The organism is Lentzea kristufekii (assembly GCF_033949925.1).
Classification (GTDB): domain Bacteria; phylum Actinomycetota; class Actinomycetes; order Mycobacteriales; family Pseudonocardiaceae; genus Lentzea; species Lentzea kristufekii.
Genome location: NZ_JAXAVV010000004.1, coordinates 349,358 through 376,199, shown reverse-complemented (window position 1 = coordinate 376,199; position 26,842 = coordinate 349,358). Strand labels below are relative to the sequence as shown.

Annotated in this window: 22 protein-coding genes and 1 pseudogene; 7 read left to right on the top strand and 16 right to left on the bottom strand. The window is 71.2% G+C overall.

The window, feature by feature from the left end; genetic code table 11:
• From SK571_RS10970 to SK571_RS10945, 6 genes and pseudogenes are all read right to left on the bottom strand, one after another.
• Nucleotides 1–696: pseudogene (locus SK571_RS10970) on the bottom strand (ABC transporter ATP-binding protein); the annotation flags it as partial.
• Nucleotides 693–2,519, bottom strand: coding sequence for a dipeptide/oligopeptide/nickel ABC transporter permease/ATP-binding protein (locus SK571_RS10965; RefSeq protein WP_319983923.1), 1,827 nt, complete (start codon nt 2,517–2,519; stop codon nt 693–695). The gene SK571_RS10965 and the pseudogene SK571_RS10970, both read right to left, overlap by 4 nt.
• Before the next feature lie 34 nt (nt 2,520–2,553).
• Complete coding sequence (locus tag SK571_RS10960) at nt 2,554–3,504, bottom strand: ABC transporter permease (protein ID WP_319983922.1); 951 nt, start codon at nt 3,502–3,504, stop codon at nt 2,554–2,556.
• Nucleotides 3,501–5,069, bottom strand: coding sequence for an ABC transporter substrate-binding protein (locus tag SK571_RS10955; protein WP_319983921.1), 1,569 nt, complete (start codon nt 5,067–5,069; stop codon nt 3,501–3,503). Before SK571_RS10955 ends, SK571_RS10960 begins: the two co-directional genes overlap by 4 nt.
• Nucleotides 5,066–5,923, bottom strand: a complete 858-nt coding sequence (locus SK571_RS10950; RefSeq protein ID WP_319983920.1) for a serine hydrolase — start codon at nt 5,921–5,923, stop codon at nt 5,066–5,068. Before SK571_RS10950 ends, SK571_RS10955 begins: the two co-directional genes overlap by 4 nt.
• A complete protein-coding gene (locus SK571_RS10945; protein WP_319983919.1) occupies nt 5,920–7,296 on the bottom strand; it encodes a serine hydrolase domain-containing protein in 1,377 nt (458 codons plus the stop codon). Before SK571_RS10945 ends, SK571_RS10950 begins: the two co-directional genes overlap by 4 nt.
• Before the next feature lie 234 nt (nt 7,297–7,530).
• Between SK571_RS10945 and SK571_RS10940 the strand changes: the two genes are divergently transcribed.
• Complete coding sequence (locus SK571_RS10940; protein ID WP_319983918.1) at nt 7,531–8,262, top strand: ABC transporter ATP-binding protein; 732 nt, start codon at nt 7,531–7,533, stop codon at nt 8,260–8,262.
• An 88-nt stretch (nt 8,263–8,350) separates the two neighbouring features.
• Nucleotides 8,351–10,831: an FtsX-like permease family protein gene (locus SK571_RS10935; RefSeq protein WP_319983917.1), complete on the top strand. Its 2,481-nt coding sequence runs from the start codon at nt 8,351–8,353 to the stop codon at nt 10,829–10,831.
• A gap of 48 nt (nt 10,832–10,879) precedes the next feature.
• Here the strand turns inward: SK571_RS10935 and SK571_RS10930 are convergent, their stop codons facing one another.
• From SK571_RS10930 to SK571_RS10920, 3 genes are all read right to left on the bottom strand, one after another.
• The gene (locus SK571_RS10930) at nt 10,880–11,806 is read right to left on the bottom strand and encodes a hypothetical protein (RefSeq protein WP_319983916.1); all 927 of its coding nucleotides are present in this window, start codon (nt 11,804–11,806) and stop codon (nt 10,880–10,882) included.
• Nucleotides 11,807–11,942: 136 nt separating this feature from the next.
• Nucleotides 11,943–13,259 (bottom strand): cytochrome P450, encoded by a 1,317-nt coding sequence (locus SK571_RS10925; RefSeq protein WP_319983915.1) that lies wholly within the window; start codon nt 13,257–13,259, stop codon nt 11,943–11,945.
• Nucleotides 13,260–13,391: 132 nt separating this feature from the next.
• Nucleotides 13,392–14,579, bottom strand: coding sequence for a GNAT family N-acetyltransferase (locus SK571_RS10920; RefSeq protein WP_319983914.1), 1,188 nt, complete (start codon nt 14,577–14,579; stop codon nt 13,392–13,394).
• Between the two features lie 63 nt (nt 14,580–14,642).
• Here SK571_RS10920 and SK571_RS10915 point away from each other — a divergent pair, with 63 nt between their 5' ends.
• Entirely contained in the window at nt 14,643–15,380 is a 738-nt protein-coding gene (locus tag SK571_RS10915) for a class I SAM-dependent methyltransferase (RefSeq protein ID WP_319983913.1), read from the top strand.
• Here the strand turns inward: SK571_RS10915 and SK571_RS10910 are convergent, their stop codons facing one another.
• From SK571_RS10910 to SK571_RS10895, 4 genes are read right to left on the bottom strand one after another with little or no spacing between them, the layout of a single operon-like run.
• Nucleotides 15,381–16,130 (bottom strand): DUF899 family protein, encoded by a 750-nt coding sequence (locus SK571_RS10910; protein ID WP_319983912.1) that lies wholly within the window; start codon nt 16,128–16,130, stop codon nt 15,381–15,383. It lies immediately after the preceding gene.
• Between the two features lie 50 nt (nt 16,131–16,180).
• Nucleotides 16,181–17,029, bottom strand: coding sequence for a hypothetical protein (locus SK571_RS10905; RefSeq protein WP_319983911.1), 849 nt, complete (start codon nt 17,027–17,029; stop codon nt 16,181–16,183).
• Between the two features lie 42 nt (nt 17,030–17,071).
• Nucleotides 17,072–18,643 (bottom strand): ABC-F family ATP-binding cassette domain-containing protein, encoded by a 1,572-nt coding sequence (locus tag SK571_RS10900; protein ID WP_319983910.1) that lies wholly within the window; start codon nt 18,641–18,643, stop codon nt 17,072–17,074.
• On the bottom strand, nt 18,636–20,246 hold the full coding sequence (locus tag SK571_RS10895) for an ABC-F family ATP-binding cassette domain-containing protein (RefSeq protein WP_319983909.1): 1,611 nt from the start codon (nt 20,244–20,246) through the stop codon (nt 18,636–18,638). Before SK571_RS10895 ends, SK571_RS10900 begins: the two co-directional genes overlap by 8 nt.
• A gap of 216 nt (nt 20,247–20,462) precedes the next feature.
• Between SK571_RS10895 and SK571_RS10890 the strand changes: the two genes are divergently transcribed.
• Entirely contained in the window at nt 20,463–21,389 is a 927-nt protein-coding gene (locus SK571_RS10890) for a patatin-like phospholipase family protein (protein ID WP_319983908.1), read from the top strand.
• A 106-nt stretch (nt 21,390–21,495) separates the two neighbouring features.
• The gene (locus SK571_RS10885) at nt 21,496–22,968 is read left to right on the top strand and encodes an amidase (protein WP_319983907.1); all 1,473 of its coding nucleotides are present in this window, start codon (nt 21,496–21,498) and stop codon (nt 22,966–22,968) included.
• Here the strand turns inward: SK571_RS10885 and SK571_RS10880 are convergent.
• Complete coding sequence (locus SK571_RS10880) at nt 22,961–23,911, bottom strand: alpha/beta fold hydrolase (protein WP_319983906.1); 951 nt, start codon at nt 23,909–23,911, stop codon at nt 22,961–22,963. The two genes, SK571_RS10885 and SK571_RS10880, sit on opposite strands and share 8 nt — an antisense overlap.
• Before the next feature lie 67 nt (nt 23,912–23,978).
• Here SK571_RS10880 and SK571_RS10875 point away from each other — a divergent pair, with 67 nt between their 5' ends.
• Nucleotides 23,979–24,566 (top strand): helix-turn-helix domain-containing protein, encoded by a 588-nt coding sequence (locus tag SK571_RS10875; protein ID WP_319983905.1) that lies wholly within the window; start codon nt 23,979–23,981, stop codon nt 24,564–24,566.
• On the opposite strand, the gene SK571_RS10870 is transcribed toward SK571_RS10875, so the two are convergent.
• On the bottom strand, nt 24,553–25,770 hold the full coding sequence (locus tag SK571_RS10870; protein ID WP_319983904.1) for an MFS transporter: 1,218 nt from the start codon (nt 25,768–25,770) through the stop codon (nt 24,553–24,555). The two genes, SK571_RS10875 and SK571_RS10870, sit on opposite strands and share 14 nt — an antisense overlap.
• Nucleotides 25,771–25,893: 123 nt before the next feature.
• Here SK571_RS10870 and SK571_RS10865 point away from each other — a divergent pair, with 123 nt between their 5' ends.
• Complete coding sequence (locus tag SK571_RS10865) at nt 25,894–26,547, top strand: winged helix-turn-helix transcriptional regulator (RefSeq protein ID WP_319983903.1); 654 nt, start codon at nt 25,894–25,896, stop codon at nt 26,545–26,547.
• On the opposite strand, the gene SK571_RS10860 is transcribed toward SK571_RS10865, so the two are convergent.
• Nucleotides 26,525–26,683 (bottom strand): hypothetical protein, encoded by a 159-nt coding sequence (locus tag SK571_RS10860; RefSeq protein ID WP_319983902.1) that lies wholly within the window; start codon nt 26,681–26,683, stop codon nt 26,525–26,527. The genes SK571_RS10865 and SK571_RS10860 overlap by 23 nt on opposite strands.
• Nucleotides 26,684–26,842 lie beyond the last annotated feature (159 nt).

Here is a 26,842-nt window from a genome sequence, read left to right as displayed (position 1 = left end):
CAGCCTCTTGTGCCGTCTCGGCGCGGCCGCGAGCAGCTCGCGCGTGTACTCGTGCTGTGGATCTCCGAGCACCTGCCCGGCCGGCCCTTCCTCCACTATCCGGCCCGCCTTCATCACCGCGATGCGGTCGCTCACGTACCGCACGACGGCGAGGTTGTGCGAGATGAACAGCATGGAGAGGCCGAGCTGTCGTTGCAGGTCACGTACCAGGTTCAGCACGGCGCCCTGCACGGACACGTCGAGCGCGGACGTGATCTCGTCGGCGATGACGACCCCGGGGTTGCCGGCCAGCGCCCTGGCGAGCGCGACCCGTTGCCGTTGCCCGCCGGAGAGCCTCGCCGGCAGTGCCGTCGCCCGGCCGGGGTCGAGGTTCACCAGGTCGAGCAGCCGCCCGACCTCTGCCTTCTTGTCGACGCCTCTGGGCATGGCCTCGGCGATCGAGTTGCCGATGCTCATCCGCGGGTCGAGCGACGAGTACGGGTCCTGGAAGACCATCTGGACCTTGCCGTCCGCGCTGATGTGGCCCGAGGTGGGTTTGCGGAGACCGACCGCGGTGGCCGCGAGCGTCGACTTGCCCGACCCGGACTCGCCGACGAGGCCGACGACCTGTCCCGCCGGCACGGTGAGGCTGACGTCGTCGACGGCCGTGTGGTGGCCGAAGCGGACGGTGACGTTGGTGAAGACGAGTTCGCTCATCGCACACCTGCCAGTTCGGTCTCCGACTTCCAGCACGCGACCCGGTGGTCCGGCCGGAGGGTCGTGAGTTCGGGTTCTTCGGTGCGGCACTGGTCGTCGGCGAGCGGGCACCGCGGCGCGAACGGGCACCCGCGGCCGATCTCGCCGGGCTCCGGCGGCCGTCCGGGGATGACGGCGAGCGGCGCGTCCCGGTCGGTGTCGAGGTCCGGCACCGCCTTGAGCAACGCCGTCGTGTACGGGTGCCGCGCGGCCGTGAAGAGCTCGTCCGTGGGCAGTTCCTCCACGATCCGGCCCGCGTACATCACGAGCACGCGGTCGCAGGTCTGCGCCACGACGGTGATGTCGTGACTGATGAGCAGCACCGCGGCACTGCGGACCTCCCTGATCCTGGCGAGCAGCTTGAGCACCTCGCGCTGCACGGTGACGTCGAGTGCGGTGGTGGGTTCGTCGGCGATCACCAGCTGCGGTTCGCCCATCAGCCCCATCGCGATCATCGCCCGCTGCCGCATGCCGCCAGAGAACTCGTGCGGGTACTGCTTCGCCCGGCGTTCCGGCTCCGGGATCCGCACGGCGTCGAGCCGGTCGACGGCCTTGCGCGCCGCAGCTTTGCGGTCGAACCCCTGGTGCACCTCCGACACCTCGGCGAGCTGGCGGCCGATGCGCTTCGTCGGGTTGAACGACGTCGTCGGGTCCTGGAACACCATCGCGAGCCGCGTGCCCAGCTCCCGGTCCGGGGTCCGGTCGAGCGGCTTTCCGTTGAACTCCAACGTGTCCGCGGTGACCGAACCGGGATGCTCCACGAGCCGCGACACGGCCAGCGCGGTGAGGCTCTTGCCGGAGCCGGACTCGCCGACCACCCCGATCATCTCTCCGTTGTGGACGGTGAACGACACGCCGCGCACCGGTGTGATGCCACCGGGGAAGGTGACGTGCAGGTTCCGGACGGTCAGCAACCCGCCATCGGTTGGCGCGCTGATGGTTTTCGGCGCCGGGGTCGCCGCGCGGTGTGACCGCTGACGGTGGCCCGCCGCGGCGGCCTCGCCGAACAGGTTGAACGCGAGCCCCGCGAGCACCACCGCGACCGCCGGCCCGAGCGCGGGCGCGGGGGAGATGTAGATGCGGTTGAGGCCTTCGCCGAGCAGCCGTCCCCAGTCGTAGGAGGGCGCCTGCACCCCGATGCCCAGGAACGACAGCCCGGCGAACGCGGTCAGCGCCGACCCCGCCGCGAGCGTGGCGTTGATGACGAGCGGCTCGGCGATGTTGGGCAGGACGTGCCGGGTCAGCAGCCGGAACCGGCCCACCCCGCACACCCGCGCGGCCGCGATGAAGTCACGTCCGCTGACCGAGGCCGTCAGCGTCTGGGTGAGACGCGCGAACGACGGCGTGATCGCGAACGCGATGGCCAGCACCGCACCGATCGTCCCGGTGCCGAAGATGACGGCGAAGAACAACGCCAGCAACAGCCCGGGGAACGCGACCGCGATGTTCACCGCGGACGTGACGATCCGCGCCGCCCACCTCGGCAGCACCGAGGGCACGGAACCGAGGACCAGGCCCGTGACGACGCCGATCACCGTCGCCAGCAGCGCGAGGCCGATCGTGAGCCGGGTGGCCACGAGGACCCGGAAGAAGATGTCGCGGCCGAGCTGGTCGGTGCCCAGCAGGTGGTCCGCGGACGGGCCCTGCTGGAGGGCGTCGGTGTCGATGGCGGCGGCGCGGTCGCCCCAGAGGATCGGGGCGAAGACCGCCAGGGCGAGGAGGACGGTGAGCAGGACCGCGGAGGCGGCGCCGACGGGGGAGCGGAGGACGGTCAGGCGACGCATGCCGCCTCCCCGGACGTCGGTGGTGCGGAGCGCATCACGCCTCCCTGATCGTCGAACGCGGATCGAGCAGTGCCAGCACCACGTCCACCACCAGGTTCACCAGCAGCACCCCGGCCCCGTACACCAGGACGATGCCCTGCACGGCCGGGTAGTCCTTCTGCTGGATGGAGCCGACGATGGTCGACCCCAGTCCCGGCCACGCGAACACGTTCTCCACCAGCACGGTCCCCGCGACGAGGGCGGCGAGCATCATGCCGCCCAGGGTCAGCGTGGCGGTGACGGCGTTGGGCAGCGCGTGCCGCACGTACACCAGTCGTGCCGGCAGGCGCTTGGCCCGTGCGGTGCGCACGTAGTCGTTGCCCAGCACGGAGAGCAGCTCCACCCGCACGATCCGGGCGAGCACCGCGGCCGGGCCGATCGCCAGGGCCAGCACCGGCAGCACCCACGAGCCGGCGGCGTCGTTGCCCGCCACGGGGAACAGGCCGAGCTGCACGGCGAAGAGGCCCACGAGCCCCACCGCGAGCAGGAACTCCGGGATCGCGGCCAGCACCACGCTCGTCGACGTGAACGCCAGCTCGCCGCCGCGCCGGCGGCCGCCCTTCGTCAGGACGGCCATCACGACGCCGACCGGCACCGCCACGGCGACGACCACCAGGAAGGCGAGCACCGCCAGCTGCACGGTGGCGGGCAGGCGGTCGCCGATCAGCGACGCGACCGGGGTACCGCTGATCAGCGACGTGCCGAACTCGCCGCGGACCAGGCCGGTGAGGTAGTGCCAGTACTGCACGGGCAACGGGTCGTCGAGGCCCAGGGCGGCGCGGCGGGCGGCGACGAGGTCCGGTGGTGCGGTCAGGCCCAGCGACTCGCGGACCGGGTCGCCCGGGATCAGGTGGATCATCAGGAAGGCCGCGGTCACCAGCACCCACAGCGAGGTCAGGAAGCGCAGTGCCCGCCGCCGTGCGAACGGGACCCAGCCAGCGGTCATGAGGCGAGCATCCGGATCGAGGCCGGGTCGATGCTGTCGCTGATGGTGAACCGCGCGCCCTTGACGAACGTCGGCACGACGGCGTCGAAGTACGGCACGAGCCCGGCGTCGCGGACCAGAGCGGACTCGGCCTTGCCCCAGTGCTCGCACCCCTGCGCCCCGGCCAGCGACGCTGCCTTCTTCGACTCGGCGGCGAACTCCGCATTGGTGATGTGGGCGAAGTTCACGCCCTGCGGCGGTACCGGGCCGGACGCGAACGGGACGAGCTGGCTCGGCAGCGACAACGTCACCGGCGCCATCGACACGTCCCACGCGCCGGTGCCGAACAACGTCTGGTTGATGCCGGCGGCGTCGGCGGGCTGGATCTCCACCCGCACGCCGATCGCCTGCCACGCCTGCTGGATCAGCTCGGCGGCCGAGGTCACCGTCGGGCCGAGGACGGTCGGCTGGAGCAGCTTGACCGACAACGGTGTGCCGTCCTTCGACCGCACGCCGTCCGATCCGGCACGCCACCCCGCCGAGTCCAGCGCACCGGTGGCCGCGGCCTTGTCGAACGCGAGCAGGTTCGGCCCGACGTTGTCGCCTGTGCAGGGACGGGGTTCCACGGTCACGAGGCTCTTGGACGGCCTGCCCTTGCCGTTGGTCAGCACCTTGCCGACCTGGCCGAGGTCGAGTCCCTGGACCAGTGCGCGCCGGACGGCGGGGTCCTGGCCGGGATGGCCTGCCGCCTGGTTGAACCACAGCGTGCCCAGAGGGGTCGCGATGTCGACGTGGTCGAGTTTCTGGCCGAACAGGCGTTCCTGGTCAGGGCCGGCCACGGTCGCGGCGGTGAGCTGACCGGACAGCAGCAGGTTCACGGCGGTCGTCTCGTTGGCGATCACCCGGACGACGACCTTGTCCGGCAGGCCCTGCTGGTCCTTCTCCCAGTCGCCGGGGCCCCACGCGAAGTCCTTGCGCCGCACCAGGGTGTAGTGGTCGTTGGGCACGATCTCGGAGATCGTGAACATGCCGGTGCCCTGCTCGCCCTTGGCGAGCAACGCGCGGTCGCTCAGGCCCTTGGCGCACACGATCGGCAGCGTGCCGACGTTGGTCAGCAGGAACGCGTCGGGCGCGCCGCTCGTCACCGTGACGGTGCGGGCCGCCTCGTCCGCCGTGGCCGTCGTGCCGGGGGCGACCTGGAGCCCGGCCAGCGGCGAGTTGTTCTTGGGGTCGCCGACGAAGGTGATGTTCGCGGCGACGTCCGCGGCGGTCAGCGGCGCGCCGTCGGCGCACGTGATGCCTTGGCGCAGCGTGAAGGTCGCCGTCGTGACGGTGGCGTCCCACTTCTCGGCGAGACCGGCCACGATCTCGCCGCTGGACGTGCGTTCGATCAGCCTGCCGTAGAGGAACCGGCCGACCTGCCGTGCCACCGACAGGACGGTCAGGGCGGGATCGAGCGAGCCGGGATCAGCACCGACGGACATCGTGAACGTCTTGCCCTCGGCCAGGTTCTGGCCGCCGGAGTTCGCCGAGGTTCCGCACCCGGCCAGGGCAACGGCCGCGAGAAGGGCCACCGCACGCTTCATGACGTCCTCCGGACTTGGTCGACGGCGAGGCGTCCGGCGCGGCCGATCACCGCGTCGGCACCGGGGTTGCGCAGGTCGAGCGACTGACTGCGGGTGAACACCGCGACGGCGTAGCTGCGGCCGTCCGGGTAGGTGACGACGCCGGCCTCGTTGCGGACGCTCGGCAGCGTGCCGGTCTTGGCGGCGACCAGGACGTCGGCGGGGAAGCCCGACGCGAGCCGGTGCGGCCAGATCTGCTGGGCCATGATCGCCCGGACGCGCTCGCACGCCTCGGGTGCGGCGGCGCGATCGGTCCAGATCGCGTCGAGCAACGTCGTGATCTCCCTCGGCGTCGAGGAGGTGGTGCGCTCGGGATCCACAATGGACAACTTGTCGACCAGCTCCCACGTCGGCTCGGCGAGCACCTTCTCGATCTCGTCCGTGCCGACGTCCGCGGCCACCGAGTCGAAGAGGTTCTCGCAGCAACCCAGGATCCGGGTCCGCGGGAGGTCGGCCACCACTGCGTCGACGGCGGCCTGCCCGACGCGGTGGAAGATGACGTCCGTCGCGGCGTTGTCGCTCATGGACATCATGAACAACGCCAGGTCGCGCCAGCTCATCTCGACGTCGTCGCGGCACCCGGCCGTGCCGATCCCGCCGATGCGGTAGCGGGGCGTGACGCGCGTCCGCCCGGTCTCGTCGAGCCGTCCCGCCGCCACCTCGGCCGCGTAGGCCACGGCGACCGGGATCTTGAACACCGACGCCAGCACGACCTGCTCGTCGGCGCCGTGCCCGGCGTCCGGGCCGTCCACGCCGATCTCACGGGCGTGGACGAACCCCTCCACGCCCGCTTCGGCGAAGGCCTCCGCGATCACCGGACGACCCGGCGGTCCGCGCGGCCGGTGTGCAGGAACAGCGCCCGCCCGTTCCCGTCGTCACCGACGAACGCGTGCGGCATGTGGATGCCCATGACGGGCTCGGCGGCGACGAGCGTGTCGTCACGCCACGGCACCAGCTCGGTCTTGCCGGCGGACTCCGGGCTGAGCTCGGCCATGATCCCCTTCGGGATGACCTCCATCCAGATCCGGCCGTCCTCGTCCTGGGTGACCACGCGCTCGCCGACCGCCGACACGTACACGCCGGTGAACCGCTCGCCGTCGACCCGCGAGGGCTCCGCGGCGGGCTCGGGCATCGCGGGCAGCTCGACGCCGGTGAGCTCGCGCAGCACGTGCCGGAAGATCGCCTGGTACAGGTCGATCGTCTTGCCGCCGTTGGTCAGCAACGCGACGGCGACGCCGTGCTCGGGAACCAGGCGCAGGAAGGCGTTCTGCCCGATCGTGCCGCCGTCGTGCCCGATGACCGTCGCCTGTGGATAGTGGAACAGCTCCCACCCCAGCCCCCAGGCGTCACCCATCAACGCCAGGTCGGGCACCTTCACCTGGACCTGCCGCATGGCCGCGACGCTCTCCGGCGACAGCACCCCGGCACCGTCGTTCATGTGCATCCGCGCGAACTTCAGCAGGTCGCGAGGACTCATCGCGAGCATCGACCCGGCCGGCGAGTTCGACCGCACCAAAGCCCAGACCGGCGCCGTCTGCGGCCCGGCGGCCTCGTCGTGGGTGAGGTGCCCGGCGGCGGCGCGGTGCAGGATGGCCTCGTAGGCGTCCGCGGCGGCGTGGGTCAGGCCGAGCGGGGCGAACAGGTGCTCGCGCAGGCAGTCGTCGTAGGACTTGCCGCGCATGACCTCCACGATCCGGCCGAGCACGCAGTAGCCCGCGTTGTTGTAGCTGAACATCTCGCCCGGCGCGAAGAGCTGGGGCGTGTCGTGCAACGTGGCGACGTACTTCTCCACGCAGTCGTCGCCGCGGCCGGTGTCGGTGAAGAGATCACCTTCGAAGCCCGACGTGTGGTTCATCAACTGCCGCACCGTGATCCGCGCGGCGGCGTCCTCGTCGGCGATCCGGAACTCCGGCAGGTAGTCCCGCACGGGCGCGTCGAGGTCCAGCAGGTCCTCGTCGACCAGTTGCATCGCGAGCGTCGTCGTCCAGACCTTGGTGATCGACCCGATCTGGAACAGCGAGTCGGTCGTCGTCTCGACGCCGGTGTTCTTGTTGAGCACCCCCGCCGCCGCCTCGGCCACCTCGTCGCCGACGGTGACGGCGACCGCGGCGCCGGGCACCCCGTGCTCGGCCACCAGCCGCGGCAGGTTCTCCTGCAGCCAGTCGTTGATCTCGTTGAGCTTGGACATCCGCGCCCCATCCAGGTCGACGTGACTCCGGTCACCGGCAACGCTAGGTTCGGCGCCCTCACGGCCACCTCGTCGCAGCCGACGAATCTGACCTCCCCGATCTGTCCGCGCCGACGAACCCACCCGGTGGTAGAGCCTGCTCCACCCCGTTCCCGGCAGCCTGCGTGATCGTTCCGCACCGCCTCGCAGAACTACTTTCTTGCTCAGAAGTCGTTGCGAGCCAAGGAGAACGTGATGAGTGCAGACGCGCTGTCGCTGCAGGCGGTGCGGAAGGTGTACGGCTCAGGGGGTGGTGCCGTCACCGCGCTGGACGAGGTCACCGTCGGCATCCGGCGGGGCACGTTCACCGCCGTGATGGGACCGTCCGGCTCGGGCAAGAGCACCTTCCTGCACTGCGCGTCGGGCATGGACAGGCCGACGTCCGGACGCGTGCTGCTCGGCGACACGGACCTGGGCCGCCTGAAGGAGGCCGCGCTGACGCGGGTGCGGCGAGACCGGATCGGGTTCGTCTTCCAGGCCTACAACCTGCTGCCGTCGCTGACCGTCGAGCAGAACGTCACCCTGCCGCTGCGCCTCGCCGGCCGCACGGCGGACCGGGGATGGCTGCACGAGATCGTCAGCAGGGTCGGGCTCGACGGACGGCTCGACCGGCTGCCGGCCGAACTGTCCGGAGGCCAGCAGCAACGTGTCGCGATCGCTCGCGCGCTGGTGGCCCGGCCCGAGGTGGTGCTGGCCGACGAACCGACCGGCGCGCTGGACTCCAGGACCGCGCACCAGGTGCTGACCCTGCTGCGGTCCATTGTGGACGACATGGGGCAGACGGTCCTGATGGTCACGCACGACCCGGTCGCCGCGTCGGCCGCGCACAGCGTGCTGTTCCTGGCGGACGGACGGCTCGCGGGTGAGCTGGCCGGCCCGACGCCGGAGCGGGTCGCCGAGCGCATGACGCACCTGGGGGAGTGGTGAGCGTGAGTCAGCTCGGACAGGTTTTGAGCGTGGAGCTGCTGGCCTTCGTGCTGGCGATCGCGTCACGAGTCGTGGGGAGTGATCGGCGGTGCTGAGCCTGGCCTGGCAGACCGTGAAGGCCCGCACCAGCGGGTTCATCGGCGCGTTCGTCGCCATCCTGTGCGGCACCGCGCTCGTCGCGGCCTGCGGGATCCTGATGGAGTCGGGCCTGCGCGGCGGCGTGCCGACCCAGCGTTACGCGGCCGCCGACGTGGTCGTCACCGGTGACCGGACCGTGCGGCCGCCCGGCGGCGACGTCATGGCGTTCGAACACGCCTCCGAACAGCCCACCGTTCCCGCGGCGCTGGCCGCCAAGATCGCCGCGGTGCCGGGTGCGCGGGCCGTTCCCGAGCAGACGTTCCCCGCCGTTGTGGTGGGGCAGGACGGGCAGCCGCTCGCGAGCAAGTCCTCGTACGGTCACAACTGGGATTCCGCCGTGCTGGCGCCGTTCACGCTGAAGGACGGCGCCGCGCCGAAGCCGGGCGAGGTGGTCCTGGACTCGGCGCTGGCGGCCGAGTCGGGTGTCGGCGTGGGTGGCGAGGTCAGGATCATGACCCGGTCCGTCCCCGAGACCTATCGCGTGGCCGGAGTCGCCGAGGCGGCCGGACGGGCGCGCCAGGCCTCGGTGTTCTTCAGCGAGACCGAGGCGGCCGCGCTCTTCGGACGCTCCGGCCGGCTGAGCGCCATCGGCGTGCTGGGCGCCGATGCCCGGCAGGTCGAGGAGGTCCTCGCGCACGACCACGTCACGGTGTCGTCCGGCGCCGACCGCAGCGCCGCCGAGTTCGACGACGTCAGCCGGACCAAGTCGATCCTCGCGATCCTGGCCGGCTCGTTCGGCGGGTACGCGGTCCTGGTCGCGATCTTCGTCGTGGCCAGCACCCTCGCCCTGACCGTCGAGCAACGCCGCCGCGAGTTCGCCCTGCTGCGGGCCGTGGGCGCGACGCCGCGGCAGGTCCGCAAGCTCATCGGCGTCGAGACGACGGTCGTCTCGGTGATCGCCGGCGTGATCGGCAGCCTGCTCGGCATCGGGGTCAGCCTGGGGCTGCGGGCCGCGTTCGCGCGGATCGGCGTGGTGCCGGACGACTTCGCCCTCTCGATCAGCCCGATTCCGCTGGTGGCGGCCCTGCTGATCGGCGTGGGCGCGGCTCGGCTCGCGGCCTGGAGCGCGTCGCGCAGGCCGTCGTCGATCAACCCCGTCGAGGCGCTGGGCGAGGCCGCGGTGCAGAAGCGGGACGTCGGCAGGGTCCGGCTGGCCATCGGATGGGTCCTGACCGCGATCGGGCTCGGCGCGACCTTGGTGCCGTTGTTCCTCGGCGGGCAGATCGGCGCGGCGATCGCGGTGTCGGCGGCACTCGTGCTGATCATCGGGCTGGCGCTCACCGGGCCCAGGGTGATCGGGGCTGCGGTCCGGGTGATCGCGCCGGTGCTGGCCAGGTCGTTCGGCGTGAGCGGCTACCTGGCTTCGGCGAACGTGCTGAAGAACTCGCGGAGGCTCGCGGCCGCGGTGACGCCGCTGATGCTCGCCATCGGGTTCGCGGTGGTGAACTTCTACAGCCAGACGACGCTCACGGCCGCCGTGCACCAGCAGACCGAGCGGTCGATCACCGCTGATCACGTGGTCACCGGTGTGGCCGGCGTGCCCGCCGAGGTCGTCCGGCAGATCCGGGGAGGGACTGCGACGTCGCTGGTGCGCACGCAGGTGATCACCGCGAGCAAGACCGGGGACAGCGTCGAGGTGCAGAGCCGTCCGGCCAACGGCCTCGACGCCACCGCGAGCGGCATGGTCGACCTCGGCGTCGTGTCCGGCAGCCTCGACGACCTCAGGGCGGGCACGGTCGCGCTGGGCGACGCGCACGCCTCCTGGGAGGACAAGAAGATCGGCGACACGGTGGAGTTCTGGTTCGCGGACGGTCAGCAGGCGAAGCTGAAGGTCGTCGCGACCTACGAGCACGACCTCGCGTTCGGCGACTACGTGCTGTCGGCCGCCGACGCCCGTGCCCACACCACGGCCGGCATGGACAGCGCCGTGCTCGTGAAGGGCGCGGACGTCACCGCGCTCAACGACCTGACCAGCCGCTATCCGGGCCTGCGGGTGACCGGACGGGTGGCGGCGCAGGACCGGAGCACCGAGCGGACCCAGTTCCTGCTCAACCTGGTCGCGGTCGGCGTGATCCTCGGCTACGTCGCGATCTCCGTGTCGAACACGCTGGTCATGTCCACGGCCGCACGCCGCCGCGAGTTCGCCCTGCTGCGGCTGGTCGGCACCGGACGCCGCCAGATCGTCCGGATGATGCGGACCGAAGCGCTGCTCACGGTCGGACTGGCCGCCGCGCTGGGGTCGCTGGTGGCGGCGGTGCCGCTGGCCGTGCTCGCCCTCGGCCTCACCGGAACCCCGCTGCCCGCCGGGTCGGTCCTGGTCTACCTGGGCACGCTCGCCGGTGCCGCGCTGCTCGGCCTGGTGTCGATCGCGGTGTCCACCCGGTTGTCACTGCGCGCCAAGCCCATCGACACGATCGGCACGCGGGAGTGAACGTGAGAAAAGGCCACCCGGACCGGGTGGCCTTTTCTCACGTCGTCATCAGCCCACGGGCGGGGCCATGTCGAACCAGTTGAAGCCCTCCACCAGCACCGTGGTGGTCGACGTGGAGCCCGCCGTGGTGAGCTGCCAGCGGGTCACCGTGCGGTAGGTGCCCGGCGTGAGGCTCTCGTCGGTGTCGGTGTCCGGGTTGTCGGTCACCGGGATGTACTCGTACACGGACCTCTTCGTCAGCGTCGCGGTGACCGTCGCGTAGGTGGACTGCGTCTTCAGGTAGTCACCGACGCCGTGGTCGGCCGCCTTGGCCGGGTCCATGTAGCGGACCTGCACGGTGTTGCCGCCGAACGACCCCTCGACCGCCGTCACCGTGACGAGGTGGCCGCCGCCGCGCTGCAGGCTGCTCTGCGGACCGGCCGAGTAGCGGCCGTAGAGCATCTGCAACGGCCCGCGGGCGAGTTTCTTCGCCATGTCACCGCCGAAGTCCGCGTTCCCGTGCGGACTGATGCCCTCGGTGGCGGTGCTCCAGCCGGCGTCACGGGCGGGCTTGGTCGCGATGGTCCACGCGGTCCGCAGGTTGCTGAGCTTCGTGCCCTTGCTCGTGTACTGCGCGTCGACACCGATCCGGCCGACGGAGTTGGTGATGATGTTGTGGTCGGCCGGGTCCTTCGGGTCGAGGTTCTTGACCTTCGTGGTCAGCCACCCGACCGGAGCGTTCCTCTCGTGCGCCCAGTGGTGCAGCACGTTGTAGAGCGAGCTGGGGCCGCAGTAGGAGCCACCGTTGTTCTCCAGGCCCGCGCGGTACTGGTCGACGTCGCTGATCCCGCACTGCTTCACCGAGAAGTCCGCGCCCGCCAGGTCGGCGATCTTCACGCACGGCGCGGGCTGGCCGATGATCGGGTCCGCGGCGGCGACGGCCGGGAGCGCGATGGTCGAGAGGGTGGCGGCGGTGATGATGGCCTGGCGGATCATGGTCTCTACCTTCCGTTCGCGGAATGCGTTGGTAGGTAGAGACTGTTCGAGCGCGATCCGGAAGGCATGAGGGATGGACCCTCAACCCCGACGGTGGAGAAGTTGGGTGTATCAGGCCATCCCCCACCCGACTCCGTTAAAGAACCTGCTGGATCGGACTGGGCTGTGTGCCGAGGTGCATGGGCATCGAGTGCAGGCCGTAGACGATCGAGAGCTTGCGGAACGACAGGTCGCCCGGAGCGACCGCGAGGCGCATCTCCGGGAACCGCTTGACGAGCGCCGGATACGCGATCCGCAGCTCCATCTTCGCGAGCTCGGCGCCGATGCAGCGGTGCGCGCCGTAACCGAACGCGAGGTGCTGGCCCGCGGCCCGCTCCCCGACGATGACGTCCGGGCTGGGGTACGCGCTCGGGTCGCGGTTCGCCTGGGACAGCGAGCAGGCCACGATGTCGCCCGCCTTGATCTTCGTGCCGGCGACCTCGATGTCGTGGCGCGCGATCCGCAGGAACGCCACCGACACGACGCTGAGGTGCCGCAGCAGCTCGTCGACCAGCCCGTTCACGGCCTTCTCGTCGCCGAGCGCCTGTTCGCGCAGGCCGGGGTCGCGCAGCAGCGCGAGGGTGCCGAGCGAGATCATGCTCGCCGTCGTCTCGAACCCGCCCGTGAGCAGGCCGTCCGCGAGGCCCGCGAGCTCGTCGTCGCCCAGCTCGTCGCCGTGCTTGCGGACGAGTTCGCCGAGCAGCCCGTCGGTCGGGGCCAGCCGCTGGGCCCGCACGAGCTCCCGGAAGTAGACGATCGACTCGGACACGGCCGACAGCGAGGTCGTGGCCGCGCCGCCGAGGTCGAACCGCGAGACGCTGCGGCGCTGGAACTCCTCGCGCTCACTCGCGGGCACGCCCAGCAGCTCGCAGATCGTGAGCGCCGGCACGGTCATCGCGAAGTGCTCGACGAGGTCGACGGGACCGTCCTTCATGGACATCAGGTCGAGCTGGTCCGCCACGATCGCCTCGATCCGCGGCACGAGCCGGGAGAGGCGGCGCATGGTGAACTCCGGCGTCAGCACCTTGCGCAGCCGCGTGTGCTCCGGCGGGTCGCTGAACCCCAGTCCGCCCGGTGCCTCGTCGGAGAACAGCCCGAGCTCGCGCAGGTGCCCGAAGTCGTTGCTGAACGCCTCGGAGTCCACCAGCACCTGCTTGGACGCCTCGTAGCCCGTCACCAGCCACACCGTGACCGGCAGCGGCAGCCGCGTCACCGGCCCGTGGGCCTGCATCCGAGCCAGCTCCGGCACGGGGTCCAGGCCGTTGCGCCGCAGCGGAGCGAGCACGCGCGACGGCACGAACCAGGACGACTCGAGGTCGAACCCGGTCTTGCTGAGGTGCGCGAGGAACCGCTTCCCCATCCACTCGGTGACGCGCGACCGGACGTCGGTCGCTGACTGCAGAACTTCCCACATGACGCGGCTGTCCCTCCGGCGGAAAGGGGGTTACGGGTTGATGATGTCAACGGAACGGACAATAACGACGTGACCCCCTGCTCGCGTCATACCTGGGCCTAACGCGCCGTCATACTTTGGTCCAGACGTCGGTCAGAACCAGTGCAGGCAATGCGGAGGGCGTTCGGCACGGAACAGAGCGTCAGCTTTCGCCGCGGATCCGTGAGCCAGGACATGTCCAGCGCGGACGAGCGTACTGGGGGCCGTTCCTCCCAGGTAGATCGAGCCCAGGTCACGCACGTCCAGCGACAGGTCCGGATCACGGGTCGTCCCCACGCATTCGGCCTTCCCGTCCTCGACGGTCAGCAGGTAGCGGTGGTGCTCCCCGAGGAACGGGTCGTCGACGTCGAGCACGATCTCACCATCGGTGAGCCAGCCGCGCGCGGTCAGCGCCCTCGGCACGTCCAGCAGCCGCACCCAGAGCCAGTCCATCTCGCCGCTCGTCGCCCCGGCGTTGAAGTCCGCGAGCATCCACCGCAGCGGATGGTCCGTGGGGACGTGCTTGAACACCACCTCCGTCACCAGGTCGTGGTCCAGCGCGAACCGGGCCAGTGCCGCGAACACGGCGTCGTCGGCGGCGATGGTCTCGTCGATCGTCAGCGTGCCGCCGTCGAGCACGTAGGTGGCATATCCGTCCGGAACGCCGTGAGCGTCGCGGTGCACGGCGACGTAACGCGGTGCCGGCGCGACGGGAGGCATGCCCGCGCCCAGGGCCCACCAGCGGTGCGGCCTCGACAACGCGCCGGGCTGGGTGCGGCGGTAGCGGTCGTAGACCTCCTCCAGCACCTCGGTGGCCTCGGATCGGGGGAGGACCTCGATCGCTCCCGCGCGCACCCGGGTCCGGAACGCGCTCTGGCCGCGCTGGACGGTCATGCGGCGCGTGCAGGTCGCCGGGCCGTAACCGAACCTGCCGTAGATCCCGCCCTCGGTCGCCAGCAGCACGGAGAGGAACTCGCCGCTGTCCCGCAGTGCGCCGAGCTGGTAGCGCATCATCGCGGTGAGGACGCCGTGGCGGCGGTGCGTCGGCAGCACGCCGACCGAGCTGATCCCGGCGGCCGGGACGACGACCGCGCCGGGCAACGTGAGTTCGAACGGGTACGAGATCGCCGTTCCGACGAGCTTGCCCCCGGTCTCGGCGACGACACCGCGGTCCATCTCGACGGCCGACCACCAGAGGCCGCCGCCGTTCTCGTCCGGTGTCTCCGGGAAGCGCCCGAACGCGGTGTGGACGGTGCGGACGAAGACGTCGAGGTCCTGGTCGGTCGTGGATCGGATCTGCACGCGCCACAGTGGACCGGGCGAAAGCAGCCGGGCGCAAACGCGTTTTCTGGCAAGGTCTGCGCCGTGACGAGTGCAGAGGACTTCGACCGCTGGTACGCCGATCGGGCCGCCTCGCCGCTGGCCGACGACCTGGTGCGGCGGACGCTCGGCCTCCCGCCGGGCCTCGAGTCGACCAGCCTGCTGGGCGGGCAGGGCCTCGACGAGGTCGTGCCGGCGTTGCGCCTGGCGGAGGGCCGGGTGCTGCTGGACCTCGCGTGCGGACGGGGCGGGTACGGGCTGGAGATCGCGCGCCGCACCGGGTGCCGGCTGGTCGGTGTGGACTTCTCCGCCGTGGCCGTCGGTCAGGCCAGGCAGCGCAGTGACGGCGGCGACTTCCGGATCGGCACGCTGACCGCCACCGGCCTGAGCGCGGGCTCCGTGGACGCGGTGCTGATCGTCGACTCCGTGCAGTTCGCGGAGTCCAAGCCAGCCGCGCTGCGGGAGTGCCTGCGCGTTCTGCGGCCCGGCGGACGGCTCGTCATCACCTGCTGGCAGGCGGCCGAGCCCGGGGACGAGCGCGTCTGGCGCCGCATCCGCGAGCTCGACCTCGTCCGTCAGCTTCCCGAGGCCGGGTTCACCGACGTCGAGGTGGTCGACCGGCCGGAGTGGCGGGAGCGGGAGAAGCGGATGTGGGAGGAGGCCCTCGCCACCGACGCACCCGGCGACCCCGCGGTGGTGTCCATGCAGACGGAGGCGCGGAGCGTCCTGGCCGGTTTCGACCAGAAGCGCCGCGTCCTCGCGACCGCGACCAAACCTCGCTGATCAGTGGCAGTGGCCCTGCCGCCCCAGGGTCTGCACGGGCGTCGCGCCCGGACGGGTCCACTGCGGTACGGGCCTGCTGTCCTCGCCCCAGCTGCTGTCCCCGTCGGCGTTCGCCCGCCAGAACCACCCCGCCTGCCGTGACTCGGGCCAGCCCTCCGGGTGCTGCTCCCAGACCTCGCCACGCCCGTACGCGGTCATGTCGAGCAGCGCCAGCGACCCGTTGACCCGCTCACAGCCGCGCCCGGTCGTGGAGTAGGTGAGGAACGTGCGGTCGCCATCGCGCAGGTAGCTGGTCAGGTACCCCATGTCGCCACCGGCGGGACCGTCCACTCCGCGCACGGAGTACCAGGGCTGGGTGTAGCCCATGAACTCCACGAACGGCGCCACCTCGTGCCACGCACCGGTGGTCAGCATCGCGAACGAGACCCCGCGCGCGTTGAGGTAGGCGGCGTCGTCGAAGTGCCACGGCACGTGGGTGCAGCCCTCGCACTGCCCCTGGTGCGGCGCGCCGTCCCACCACATGTGCTTGTAGACGACGAGCTCGTCACGCCCCTGGAACAGCTCCACGAACGGCACGGGCCCTTCGGCGCCGACGACCTCGACCTTGCCGTCGAACTCGACCATCGGCAGCTTCCGGCGTTCGGCCGCGATGGCGTCGCCCTCTCGGGTGTGGGCCTTCTCGCGGACCAGCAGCGCGTCGCGGGCCTGCTGCCAGGTGGCGAGGTCGGCGACGGGCGGGCGTTCGGTCATGACTTGTCCCTCCGTGGTTGCGCGAGTGTCCTTGCACAACCACGTCGAAGCTATTTCCGCGGTTTCGACATCACACTCCGCGTGACGTTGTCGTCCAGCCGGAGTTCCCTCGGACGGCACGGCAGCGGATCGTGGCGGAGGTAGGGCTCCCACTGCCCGCCCGTCCTCGGCAGGTACGGCGGCTTGTCGTTCGCCAGCCAGAGCCACAGCTCGGCCGAGATCGGCACGGTCGTGCCCGGCACGGGCCACGCCTCGCCGGTCTGCGGATGCCGGGGCACCATCAGGAGATCGGCCTGGGCGGTCAGACCCGGCCCGGCCTGCGCCAGGGTCCGGGGAGGTGGTCCCGGCGGCCGCCACGCGTCGAGGTGGCTCTGGAACAGGTCGTGGACAGGTCCGTCCGCGGCGAGCACGGGCGCGTCCTGCGCCGCGAGCAGCACGCCCGCGAGCGCCGCCCCGGCCGCGATCCCCACGCGCCTGGGCCACCACAGCTCGCTCTCGGTCAGCGGCACGCCGTCCCAGTCGAACGCGTCCCACGGCCGCACCGGATCCGGCTCTCCGGTGGCCCGGACCGCGCCGGGTTCGAACCGCACCACCTGCCACCACGAGCAGTCGTCGACCCGTGTCGCGACCGGCTGCCCGCACGCGCAGGCGAGGTTCGGGTCGGCGCCGTTCACTCCACAGCACCAGCCCTCGGGGTGGTCGTCCACCCAGGACAGGCCTCGCACGTCCCCGGGCCCGGCGAGGAAGTCGCCCTGTGCGGCGTAGGTGCCCGGCGGAAGGAGCGACGGCGTGAAACTCGTGCTGTTCGCCCACACGTGGTGCTCGTGGTCGGGCCGATCGACCTGTCTGAGCGGAACGGTCAGCGCGGCACCGCACGCCACGCATTCGAACACCACCATGAGAACCCCCGGACCATCATCCGAGGCCTGTCCATCGAATTCTCACAGCCTGATTCCGGCGCCCTCCCAACGGTTTCGCAGCCACCGGTCGTGGCTCGCGAGCACGATCGCGCCCGGACCCGGCCCCAGCGCGTCCTCCAGCTCGTCGCACAGCGTCGGCGACAGGTGGTTGGTCGGCTCGTCGAGCAGCAGCAGGTGTGGCGGGTCCGCCACCAGCAACGCCAGCGCGAGGCGCCGTTGCTGGCCCACCGACAACGCGCCGACGGGCTTGCCCAGGTCCCACTTGTGCAGCAGTCCCAACGATTCCAGCGGTACCTGCGCGATCCGTTCGGCACCGAGCGCGCGGCCGTACGTGGCTCGCGCGGTGAGGCGGGGGTTCGCGAACGACGTGTCCTGGTCGAGCAGTCCGATGCGGACACCGGGCTGCCGTCGCACGCCCTCGGCCGGCAGGCGGCCGGCCAGCACGAGCAGCAACGTCGACTTGCCGGCGCCGTTCGCGCCGGTCACGAGCAGCCGGTCGCCGTCGCGCACGTCGAGGAAGTCGAGCGCGAGGCGGCCGGGAACCCTGATCTGCCGCAGCGACACCAGGTCCCCGGCCTGCAGCGCCACCGTGTCCGGCGCGAACCGCAGCGGGCGCGGGGGAGCGGGCACGGCGTTGCGCTCCAGCTCTTCGAGGCGGCGGGTGGCGTTGCGGACGCGGCGGGAGATCTGGCTCTGCACGCGGTTCGCCCGCACGCCGTAGCCCATCTTGTCGCTGTCGCGCATGGCCCGGTTCGGTGCGACGCGGCCGGCGATCAGGCCGAGCGAGTCGCGCACCGCGGCCAGCTCCTCCTGTTCCTCGGCGTGACGGCGTTCCCAGCGGTCGCGGTCGGCGCGCTTCTGCCGCAGGTACTCGCTGTAGGTGCCGCCGAACCGCACCGGCCCGTCCACCGCCGGATCGAGGTCGACGAGGTCGGTGCACACCGCGTCGAGGAACGCCCTGTCGTGGCTCGCCAGCACGACGATGCCGGGCAGCGCCCGCAGCTGCTCCTCCAGGAACGCGGCCGCGTCGTCGTCCAGGTGGTTCGTGGGTTCGTCCAGCAGCAACGCCGACGGCCGCCGGATCACCAGCGCGGCCAGGTCGAGCCGGCGCCGCTGGCCACCGGACAACGACCCGAGCGTGCGCTCGTGAGCCACCTCGCCGAGCCCGAGTCCGTCGAGGACGATGCCGGCCCGGCGGTCCGCGTCCCAGGCCTCGTGCCGCTGCGCGAGCTCCAGCCGTTCCGAGTACTCCTCCAGGTACGCGGGGTCGGCGACCAGCGCGCCCAGCCGTTCCAGCTCGGCCAGGTCCTCCCGTGCCTCGGCCAGCGCGTCGTCCAGGACCTGGGCGACGGTCGCCGAGTCCGGGAACGGCATCTCCTGGCGCAGGAAACCCAGGTCCGGTGGCCGCGTGACGACGCCTCCGTCGGGCTGGTCGACGCCTGCCAGCAGCCGCAGCAACGTCGACTTGCCCGCGCCGTTCTCGCCGATCAGCCCGATGCGGTGGCCGGGGGCCGCGGTCAGCGACACCCCGTCGAGCACGCGCCGGCCACCGAACCCGCGCACCAGCTCGGTGGCGACCAGCGCCTCAGCCATGCGCGGCCTCCAGCAGCTTGCCGCCGTCCAGGCGCAGCCGGCGGTCGATCCTCACCTCGCTCAGGAACCGTTCGTCGTGGCTGACGACGACGAACGCGCCCCGGTACGCGTTCAGCGCGCTTTCCAGCTGCCCGGCGCTGACCAGGTCGAGGTTGTTCGTCGGTTCGTCCAGCAACAGCAGCTGCGGCGCGGGTTCGGCGAACAGGACGCACGCCAGCGTGGCGCGCAGCCGTTCACCGCCGGACAGCACCCCGACCGGCAGGTGCGCGCGCGAACCGCGGAACAGGAAGCGTGCCAGCAGGTTCATCCGCTCGGCAGGGGGCATCGCCGGGGCGAACGCGGCCAGGTTCTCCGCCACCGTGCGGGAGTCGTCGAGCAGATCCAGCCGCTGGGACAGGTACGCGACCCGGCCGTCGGCCCGTTTCACCTCACCGCTGTCCGGCGTCAGCGAACCGTGGACCACCCGCAGCAGCGTCGACTTGCCGGCACCGTTCGGGGCGGCCAGCGCGATCCGCTCCGGCCCCCGGATGGCGAAATCCAGGCCGGAGAACAGGTCCCGCACCCGGATGTCCGAGCCGAGGAACAACGTGCGGCCCGCCGGCACCGCCGTCTGCGGCAGCTCCAGGCTGATCCTTTGCTCGTCCTTCAACGCCCGTTCGGCCTGGTCGAGCTTCGAGCGGGCCGCGCCGAGCCGGGCCGCGTGCGTGCCGTCCGCCTTGGCCGCCGACACCTCCGCGTTGCGCTTCATGTTGCCCGCGAAGATCCTCGGCAGTCCCGCGTTCGAGAGGTTGCGCTGCGCGGTGGACGCCCGGCGCGCGGCACGTTCGCGGGCCTGCTGCATCTCCCGCTTCTCGCGCTTGACCTCCTGCTCGGCACTGCGGACGTTCTTCTCCGCCACCTCGCGCTCGGCCGCCACCGCCTCCTCGTAGGAGGAGAAGTTCCCGCCGTAGAAGCGGATCTCGCCGCCGTCGAGCTCCGCGATCCGGTCCATCCTGTCGAGCAGCGCCCGGTCGTGGCTCACCACGAGCAGGCACCCGCGCCAGTCCTCCAGCACGTCGTGGAGGCGGTGCCGGGCGACCAGGTCGAGGTTGTTGGTCGGCTCGTCGAGCAGCAGCACGTCCGGCTGCTTCAGCAACTGGGCCGCGAGCCCCAGCGAGATGACCTGCCCGCCGCTCAGCGTGCCGAGCACCCGGTCGAGCGCGAGATCACCGAGCCCGAGCCGGTCGAGCTGGGCGCGCGTGCGTTCCTCCAGGTCCCAGTCGGTGCCGATGGTGGTGAAGTGCTCCTCGCCGACGTCACCGGACTCGACGGCCGCGATGGCGCGCAGCACGTCCGCGACACCGAGCACCTCCGCCACGGTCAGCCCGGCGGTGAGCGGCAGGTCCTGCGGGAGGTAGCCGAGGACGCCCTCGACGGACACGCTGCCCCCGGACGGCGTCAAAGCGCCCGCCACGAGCTTGAGCAGCGTCGACTTGCCGGCACCGTTCGGGGCGACGAGACCGGTGCGCCCGCCCGGCACCGAGACGGACAGGCCGTCGAACACGGGGGTGTCGTCCGGCCAGGAGAAGGACAGGGACGACACGACGATGAATGCGTCGGACATGGGTGTGAGACCTCGGAGATGTGCCGCGCGCGGATCGACCACGCGTGTGGAAAAAGAGGACGACTGAACGGCCATCGCGGACGATGGCCTGTCACATCCAGGGCTCACCCTGAGATGTCGTCTTCACCCACCAGCACGTCGAGCTCCTCATCGAGGGCGGTTGATCTCACTTCCACATTAGCAGCGTGGCGGAAGGTCCGCAGATAGGGTTTTGGCATGACGGTTCTCGAGTTGCTGCGCGAGCGCAGGCGGCAGCAAAGCGTTCCAGGACAACGGAACGACGACGCGCGGCTCGTCCTGCTGGTCGAAGGCGGGAGCTCGCGCGGCGTCTACTCCAGCGGTATGACCGTCGCGATCGAACGGCTCGGGCTGCTGCCGTTGTTCGACGCCGTCTACGGCAGCTCGGCGGGATCGCTGAACGCCGCCTGGCTGCTGTGCGGCCGGGCGGACAGGAGCAAGCACGCCTGGTGGGACCCGGCCGTCATGCGCACCACCATCAACCCGAGGCGCGCGTTCACCCGGCGGCCGGTCGTGGACACCCACCACCTCGTCCACACCATCTACACGGAGGTCCACCCCATGGGCTTCCAGGAGATCCTCGACAACCCCGTCGAGTTCCACCCGATGGCCACGGACGGTCTCACCGGCGAGGCGACCGACCTGCACGGCCACGTCCGCGACACCCTGAGCCTGCAGACCGCCCTGCGGGCGTCGACCGCGATGCCGTTCCTCGCGGGCGACCCGGTGATGATCGACGGCCGCCCGTACGTCGACGCCGGGCTGAGCGAGACGATTCCCGTGCGGACGGCGCTTTCCCAGGGCGCTACGCACGTCGTCGCCCTGCGCACGCGGCGCGAGGACGAGTTCCTGGGCGTGCCGCCGTCCCGCGGCGAACGCTTCGTGCTGTCGCGGTGGTTCGCCCGCCACGCGCCGGGTGTCGTGACGGCCTGGTTGCGGCGTGAGGACATCAGGGCGCTGGACGAGGAACTGCTCGCGTCCCATCCCGCCTGCCTGCAGATCCGGCCGCCGCTCGGCAGCGCGACGATCGGCCGCACCGAACGGCGCCCGCGCGTCATGCAGGCCGCCCTCGACGTCGGCGTGGAGGCGGCGATGAACGACCTGGCCGGGTGTCTCGTGTCCTGACCGTTGTGGACGTGCAGCGGGAGCCCCTACGCCCCAACGCGTTACTCGAGTGGCTTCGGCGATGGAGCGGCCACGGTGGTCGTGGTCGAGCAGCTACCTTGAGCGCGTGGACTTCGACGAGTACCGGAAGTACGACGCCACCGGGCTGGCCCGGCTCGTCGCGGACAGGCAGGTGTCCGCGGCCGAACTCCTCGCGGTGGCGAGGGAACGCGCCGCGGAGGTCAACCCGCGGCTCAACGCGATCGTCCGGGACGTTCCGGCCGAACCGTCCGACGACCTCACCGGCCCGTTCGCCGGGGTGCCGTTCCTGATCAAGGACCTCGGCCAGGACTACGCGGGCCTGCCGACCTCGAACGGGTCGCGCTCGCTGAAGGCGCTGAAGGTCGCCGCGCACTCGACCGTCGTCCAGCGCTGGATCGACGCCGGCCTGGTGATCTTCGGCAAGACCAACCTGCCGGAGTTCGGCGCCAAGGCGATCAGCGAGTCGGCCGTCTGGGGTCCGGCGCGCAATCCGTGGGACCTGGAACGGACGCCCGGTGGTTCGTCGGGCGGTTCGGCGGCCGCGGTCGCCGCCGGGATCGTGCCCTGCGCGGGCGCGAACGACGGTGGCGGCTCGACCCGGATCCCGGCGGCCTGCTGCGGGCTCGTCGGGCTGAAGCCGGGACGCGGCCTCACACCGTTCGGGCCGGAGACCGCCGAGATGATGCACGGCGCGGCGGTGCAGGGCGTCGTCTCGCGCACGGTCCGCGACACGGCCGCGATGCTCGACGTCATCTGCGGTGGTGAGCCGGCCGGGCCGTACTCGCCCGCGATACCGCCGGAGTCGTTCGCCTCCTACGTCGGTCAGGCCCCCGGCAGGCTCCGGATCGGCGTGCGGGTGCCGTCGGCGATCAACCCGGACCCGCACCCCGAGGCGGTCGCGGCCGTCGCGTCGGCCGTCCGCGTGCTCACCGACCTCGGCCACCACGTCGAGGAACTGCCGCAGGCGCCGTTCGACGACGCGGTGCTGGCCAAGGACTTCCTGCTGACGTGGTTCGTGAACCTCGCGTGGAAGGTCGCCGACGCCAAGCGCCTGACCGGGGCGCCCGACGTCGCGTTCGAACGCGACACGCTGCTCATGGCCGCCCTGGGACGGGCCACGAGCAGCGTCGACTACGTGGACGCGGTGCAGCGGCGGCACGAGCACACCCGCCGCCTCAGCACCTACTTCGAGTCCTACGACCTGCTGCTGACGCCGACGCTCGCGACCCCGCCGCCCAAGGTGGGCCAGTTCGACCTGCCGGTGTCGTTGCAACGGGCGACCGACGTGCTGCTCAAGACCGGCACGGCCCGGTTCCTCAAGCACACGAAGATCGTCGACGACATGATCAGCGAGAACCTCGGCTGGGTGCCGTACACGCAGCTCGCGAACATCACCGGCAGGCCCGCCCTCTCGCTGCCGCTGCACTGGACGGCGGACGGGCTGCCGCTCGGCGTGCAGTTCGTCGCGCCGCTCGCGGGGGAGGCGTTGCTGATCAAGCTCGCGGCGCAGCTGGAAGAGGCGCTGCCGTGGTCCGACCGCATGCCGGTCATCAGCTGAGGAAGCGCAGCAGTTCGGTTGTGACGAACTGCGGATTTTCCTCGACCAGCCAATGTCCGGCCTTCGGGACGTCGAGCGCGCGCACGATGTTCGTCATCCGCGGTGCGGCCGTGCCCTTGATCGCCTCGGCCTGGCCCTCCGCGGCCATGACCAGGGCCGGGGCTCGGACCGGCCGGGCGGCCTCGGTGTCGCGGACGTCCTGGTCGAGCGCGCGGTACAGCTCGAAACCGTTGGAGATGGCAGAGCCGTAGGTGCGCGCGTACTCGTCGATCTCGTTGTCCGCGAACGGGGATTTCGTCGACGTGCCGCCGAACGCGCTGCCCTGGTAGGAGACCTGCGGGTAGAAGAGTCCGAGGTAGTCGCGGACGTCGTTCTGGACGATCGCCTCGGGAACCTGGGGCTGCGAGTGGAACGCGATGTGCCAGCTGAGCGTGCGGTACGTGCGCGCGTCGATCGCCGGGCCCGGTAGCGGCAGGTCGAGGTAACCCAGGCGGGCGGTGTCCTCGGGGAACTGGCTGGCGTACTGGAACGCGACGGCCGCGCCGAGGTCGTGACCGACGACGGAGGCGTTGCGCAGACCGAGCCGGCTGGTCAGCGCGTGGACGTACCGCGCGAGGGTGGCCTTGTCGTAGCCCTGGGGCTTGCCGGTGCTGTCGCCGAGTCCGGGCAGGTCCAGCGCGTAGACGGTGTGGTGTTCGGCGAGCGCGGGCATGATCGCCCACCAGCCGTACCAGGTCTGCGGCCAGCCGTGGATCAGCACGACCGGGCTGCCGCTGCCGCCGGTCACGTAGTGCATCCGCACACCCTCGACGTCGGCGAACTCGTGGCGGAAGGTCTTCTGGAAGGCCGGGTCGTTCTCGGTGACGGCGGCGTACGCCGGGGTCTCCTGGGGCGTGGCACAGGCTGTGATCAGGAGCAGCAGGGCGAGTACGAGGCGTTTCATGCGGCCAGCTTGGGCGGAGGTTGCTGGATCCGGCACGGAAACTTGCCAGTGTGGCAAGCTCGGGCTCGTGAACCGCGAAACCGAAGACGTTCTCGACGGGGTGGGCGGGCGGCTGCGGACGTTGCGCCGGCACCGCGGCATCACCCTCGCCGACCTCGCGACGACCACGGGGATCTCCGAGAGCACCCTGTCCCGACTGGAGAGCGGGCAGCGCCGGGCGACCCTGGAACTGCTGCTACCGCTGTCGCGCGTCTACGACGTGCCGCTGGACGACCTCGTCGGTGCCCCGCGGACCGGCGATCCGCGCATCCACCTCAAGCCGATCCACAAGTACGGCATGACGTTCGTGCCGTTGTCCCGGCGGCCGGGCGGGGTGCAGTCGTTCAAGATGCTCATCCCGGCCGTGCCGGAGCCGCTGGAACCGACGCTGCAGACGCACGACGGGTTCGAGTGGCTCTACGTCCTGAATGGACGGTTGCGGCTGGTGCTCGACGACCTCGACCTGACGTTGCCGCCCGGTGAGGCCGCCGAGTTCGACACCTCGAAGCCGCACTGGCTGGGCAGCGCGGACGGCGGTGCGGTCGAACTGCTGATCCTGTTCGACCCGCAGGGGGTGCGCACGCACGTCCACGCCGACCGGATCAGCTCCGGTTGACCCGCACCATCGCGACCACGCTGATCAACGTCACGATCGCGACGACGATCCCGTAGCCGATCGCCATGGACGTCGCGCCGACGACACCGACGAACAGTCCCGCGATGATCGCCGAGCTGCCCATCGCGAGGTAGCCGACGAAGAAGATCGCGGTGAACAGCCCGGCGCGCTCGTGTGGTGCGACCTCGGGCACGAGCCCGCGGGTGGTGCCGGCGAACGACGCGCCGATCCCGGCGCCACCCACGATCGCGGCGGCCCAGAGCAGGGGAAGCGACGTGGCGCCGATGCTGCCGACGAACAGCACGGCTCCGGCGACCATCGCGATCGTGCCGCCGAGCCGCAGCCGCGGCGCCTTGACACCACTGGAGAACGCGGAGGCCACAGTGGACGCTCCGAGCGCGACGAAGGCCAGCAGCGAACCGACGATCGGGCTCTGCACGGAGAACACGGCGACCAGCAGCGCGGGCACGAGTCCCATGAACGCCGTCATCGTCATGAACCCGCCGACGATGCCCGGAACCGACGTCCAGTAGAGCCTGCGCACCTGGACGGGCAGGGCGATGCGGGGGTTCAGCGAGGCCACGGCGCCCGGCTTGCGCGTCGCGGTCTCCGGCGTGAAGACAGCGAAGACCGTTCCGGCGGCCATGACCACGGCGAGCACCAGCCACACCTCGAAGGTCGCGTCGGAGGCGAACTCCGCCAGCAGACCCGCGAAGAGCGCGCCGATCGCCAGCCCGCCGAGCGGCGCCATGCTGGTCATCTGGGCGCCGAGCTTCTTGTACCGCTCGGGCGCCAGTTCGACGACGGCGGCACTGAGTGCGCTGGAGGCCGCACCGGTCGCGACACCCTGCACGACCCGTGCGGCGATGACCCAGCCGATGCTCGGCGCGACCAGGAACATCACCATCGCGACGAGGTCGACGGCCAGCGCCGCGATCATCAGCGGCCGCCGTCCCACGTAGTCCGACAGCGACCCGATCACCAGGATCGAGAGCAGCAGCGAGAAGGCGTAGATGCCGAACGCGAGGGTCAGCACCCACGGCGCGAACCCCCATTGGTGCTGGTAGATCGGCAGCAACGGGGTCGGCGCACCGGCCGCCACGAGGATCGCGACCATCGCGGCCGAGATGCCCGCGAAGCCGACGCCGCGTGACAGGAACGGCCGCCGCACGGCCGTGTCGGTGCGATCGAGCAGTGCGGTCATCGCACTTCCTTCTAGTTCGGGAGAGGGCAGTGCGACGACGGTAAGCCCGGTCGCTTCGTTTTTGCAAGTGAACTTTGTGTTGCGCAGTTGGCTACGCATGTGCAAGCGCGCTATGGTTCGGCTGTGAAGCGACGTGATTTCGGCCAGTACTGCGGCCTCGCCCGCGCGCTGGAACTGGTCGGCGAGCGGTGGGCGTTGCTGATCGTGCGCAACCTCATCGTGCGGCCGCGCCGCTACACGGAACTGCAGACGGGCCTCGCGGGCATCCCGACGAACGTGCTGGCCACCCGCCTCAAAGAACTGGAGCAGGCAGGCATCGTGGAGCGCCAGGTCGCCCCGGCGCCTGCCCGAGGCGTCGTCTACGCGCTGACCGCCGTCGGCCAGTCGCTTGAGCCGGCCCTGCTGTCGCTGGCCCGCTGGGGCGCGACGCAACTGGGCGAGCCGCAGAAAGGCGACGTCGTCACCCCCGAGGGCATGGTGCTGAACCTCCGCGCCGTCTTCCAGCCGGCGCAGGCAGCCGGCCTGACGGCGTCGTGGGAGATCCACGTCCGCGACGTGGTGGTGCACGCGGTGGTGGACAACGGCGAGCTGCTCACCGGCCTGGGCCCCGCACCGGTAGGGCCCGACCTGACCATCACCGTGGAACTCGGCGACGACGAACTGGCGTCCTACCGCGCGATCGTCAGCTCGATGCGGGACGGAACGGTGGAGCTGACCGGCGACCGCAAGCTGCTCGGCACCTTCCTGCGCGTGTTCACCGTCCCGCGCGTGGCCTGAGCGCCACCGAGCCCGCCAGGAGCAGTCCGGCGGCAACGAGCAAGGCGTGCGGCACGAGCAGGCCCGCTGTCAGCAGCGCGAGAGCTGCGAGGTGGAAGGGCCAGGTTCGCGTGCGGCGGGTGGTCGTGGGGGTCATCGGGCGCCTCCAGTGCGGTTGAGGGCGTCTGACTCCACGATCGTCACTGTCGTTGTCGTGGTTGCCGCCCAGTACCTAGAAGCAACGCCCTCAGGTCACCGTTCGAGCCGGGCACCGCCGCACGCGGCCGCTCCCGACTCCACCCACCCCTGACCTGAG

What these genes read in the sequence shown, in the direction of transcription:
- SK571_RS10965 (WP_319983923.1), bottom strand. Translation starts at nt 2,519, where the DNA reads ATGCGTCGCCTGACCGTCCTCCGCTCCCCCGTCGGCGCCGCCTCCGCG.
- SK571_RS10910 (WP_319983912.1), bottom strand. Translation starts at nt 16,130, where the DNA reads ATGACCGAACGCCCGCCCGTCGCCGACCTCGCCACCTGGCAGCAGGCC.
- SK571_RS10925 (WP_319983915.1), bottom strand. Translation starts at nt 13,259, where the DNA reads ATGTGGGAAGTTCTGCAGTCAGCGACCGACGTCCGGTCGCGCGTCACC.
- SK571_RS10960 (WP_319983922.1), bottom strand. Translation starts at nt 3,504, where the DNA reads ATGACCGCTGGCTGGGTCCCGTTCGCACGGCGGCGGGCACTGCGCTTC.
- SK571_RS10905 (WP_319983911.1), bottom strand. Translation starts at nt 17,029, where the DNA reads ATGGTGGTGTTCGAATGCGTGGCGTGCGGTGCCGCGCTGACCGTTCCG.
- SK571_RS10870 (WP_319983904.1), bottom strand. Translation starts at nt 25,770, where the DNA reads ATGACCGCACTGCTCGATCGCACCGACACGGCCGTGCGGCGGCCGTTC.
- SK571_RS10945 (WP_319983919.1), bottom strand. Translation starts at nt 7,296, where the DNA reads ATGTCCAAGCTCAACGAGATCAACGACTGGCTGCAGGAGAACCTGCCG.
- SK571_RS10860 (WP_319983902.1), bottom strand. Translation starts at nt 26,683, where the DNA reads ATGACCCCCACGACCACCCGCCGCACGCGAACCTGGCCCTTCCACCTC.
- SK571_RS10880 (WP_319983906.1), bottom strand. Translation starts at nt 23,911, where the DNA reads ATGAAACGCCTCGTACTCGCCCTGCTGCTCCTGATCACAGCCTGTGCC.
- SK571_RS10900 (WP_319983910.1), bottom strand. Translation starts at nt 18,643, where the DNA reads ATGGCTGAGGCGCTGGTCGCCACCGAGCTGGTGCGCGGGTTCGGTGGC.
- SK571_RS10895 (WP_319983909.1), bottom strand. Translation starts at nt 20,246, where the DNA reads ATGTCCGACGCATTCATCGTCGTGTCGTCCCTGTCCTTCTCCTGGCCG.
- SK571_RS10930 (WP_319983916.1), bottom strand. Translation starts at nt 11,806, where the DNA reads ATGATCCGCCAGGCCATCATCACCGCCGCCACCCTCTCGACCATCGCG.
- SK571_RS10955 (WP_319983921.1), bottom strand. Translation starts at nt 5,069, where the DNA reads ATGAAGCGTGCGGTGGCCCTTCTCGCGGCCGTTGCCCTGGCCGGGTGC.
- SK571_RS10940 (WP_319983918.1), top strand. Translation starts at nt 7,531, where the DNA reads ATGAGTGCAGACGCGCTGTCGCTGCAGGCGGTGCGGAAGGTGTACGGC.
- SK571_RS10890 (WP_319983908.1), top strand. Translation starts at nt 20,463, where the DNA reads ATGACGGTTCTCGAGTTGCTGCGCGAGCGCAGGCGGCAGCAAAGCGTT.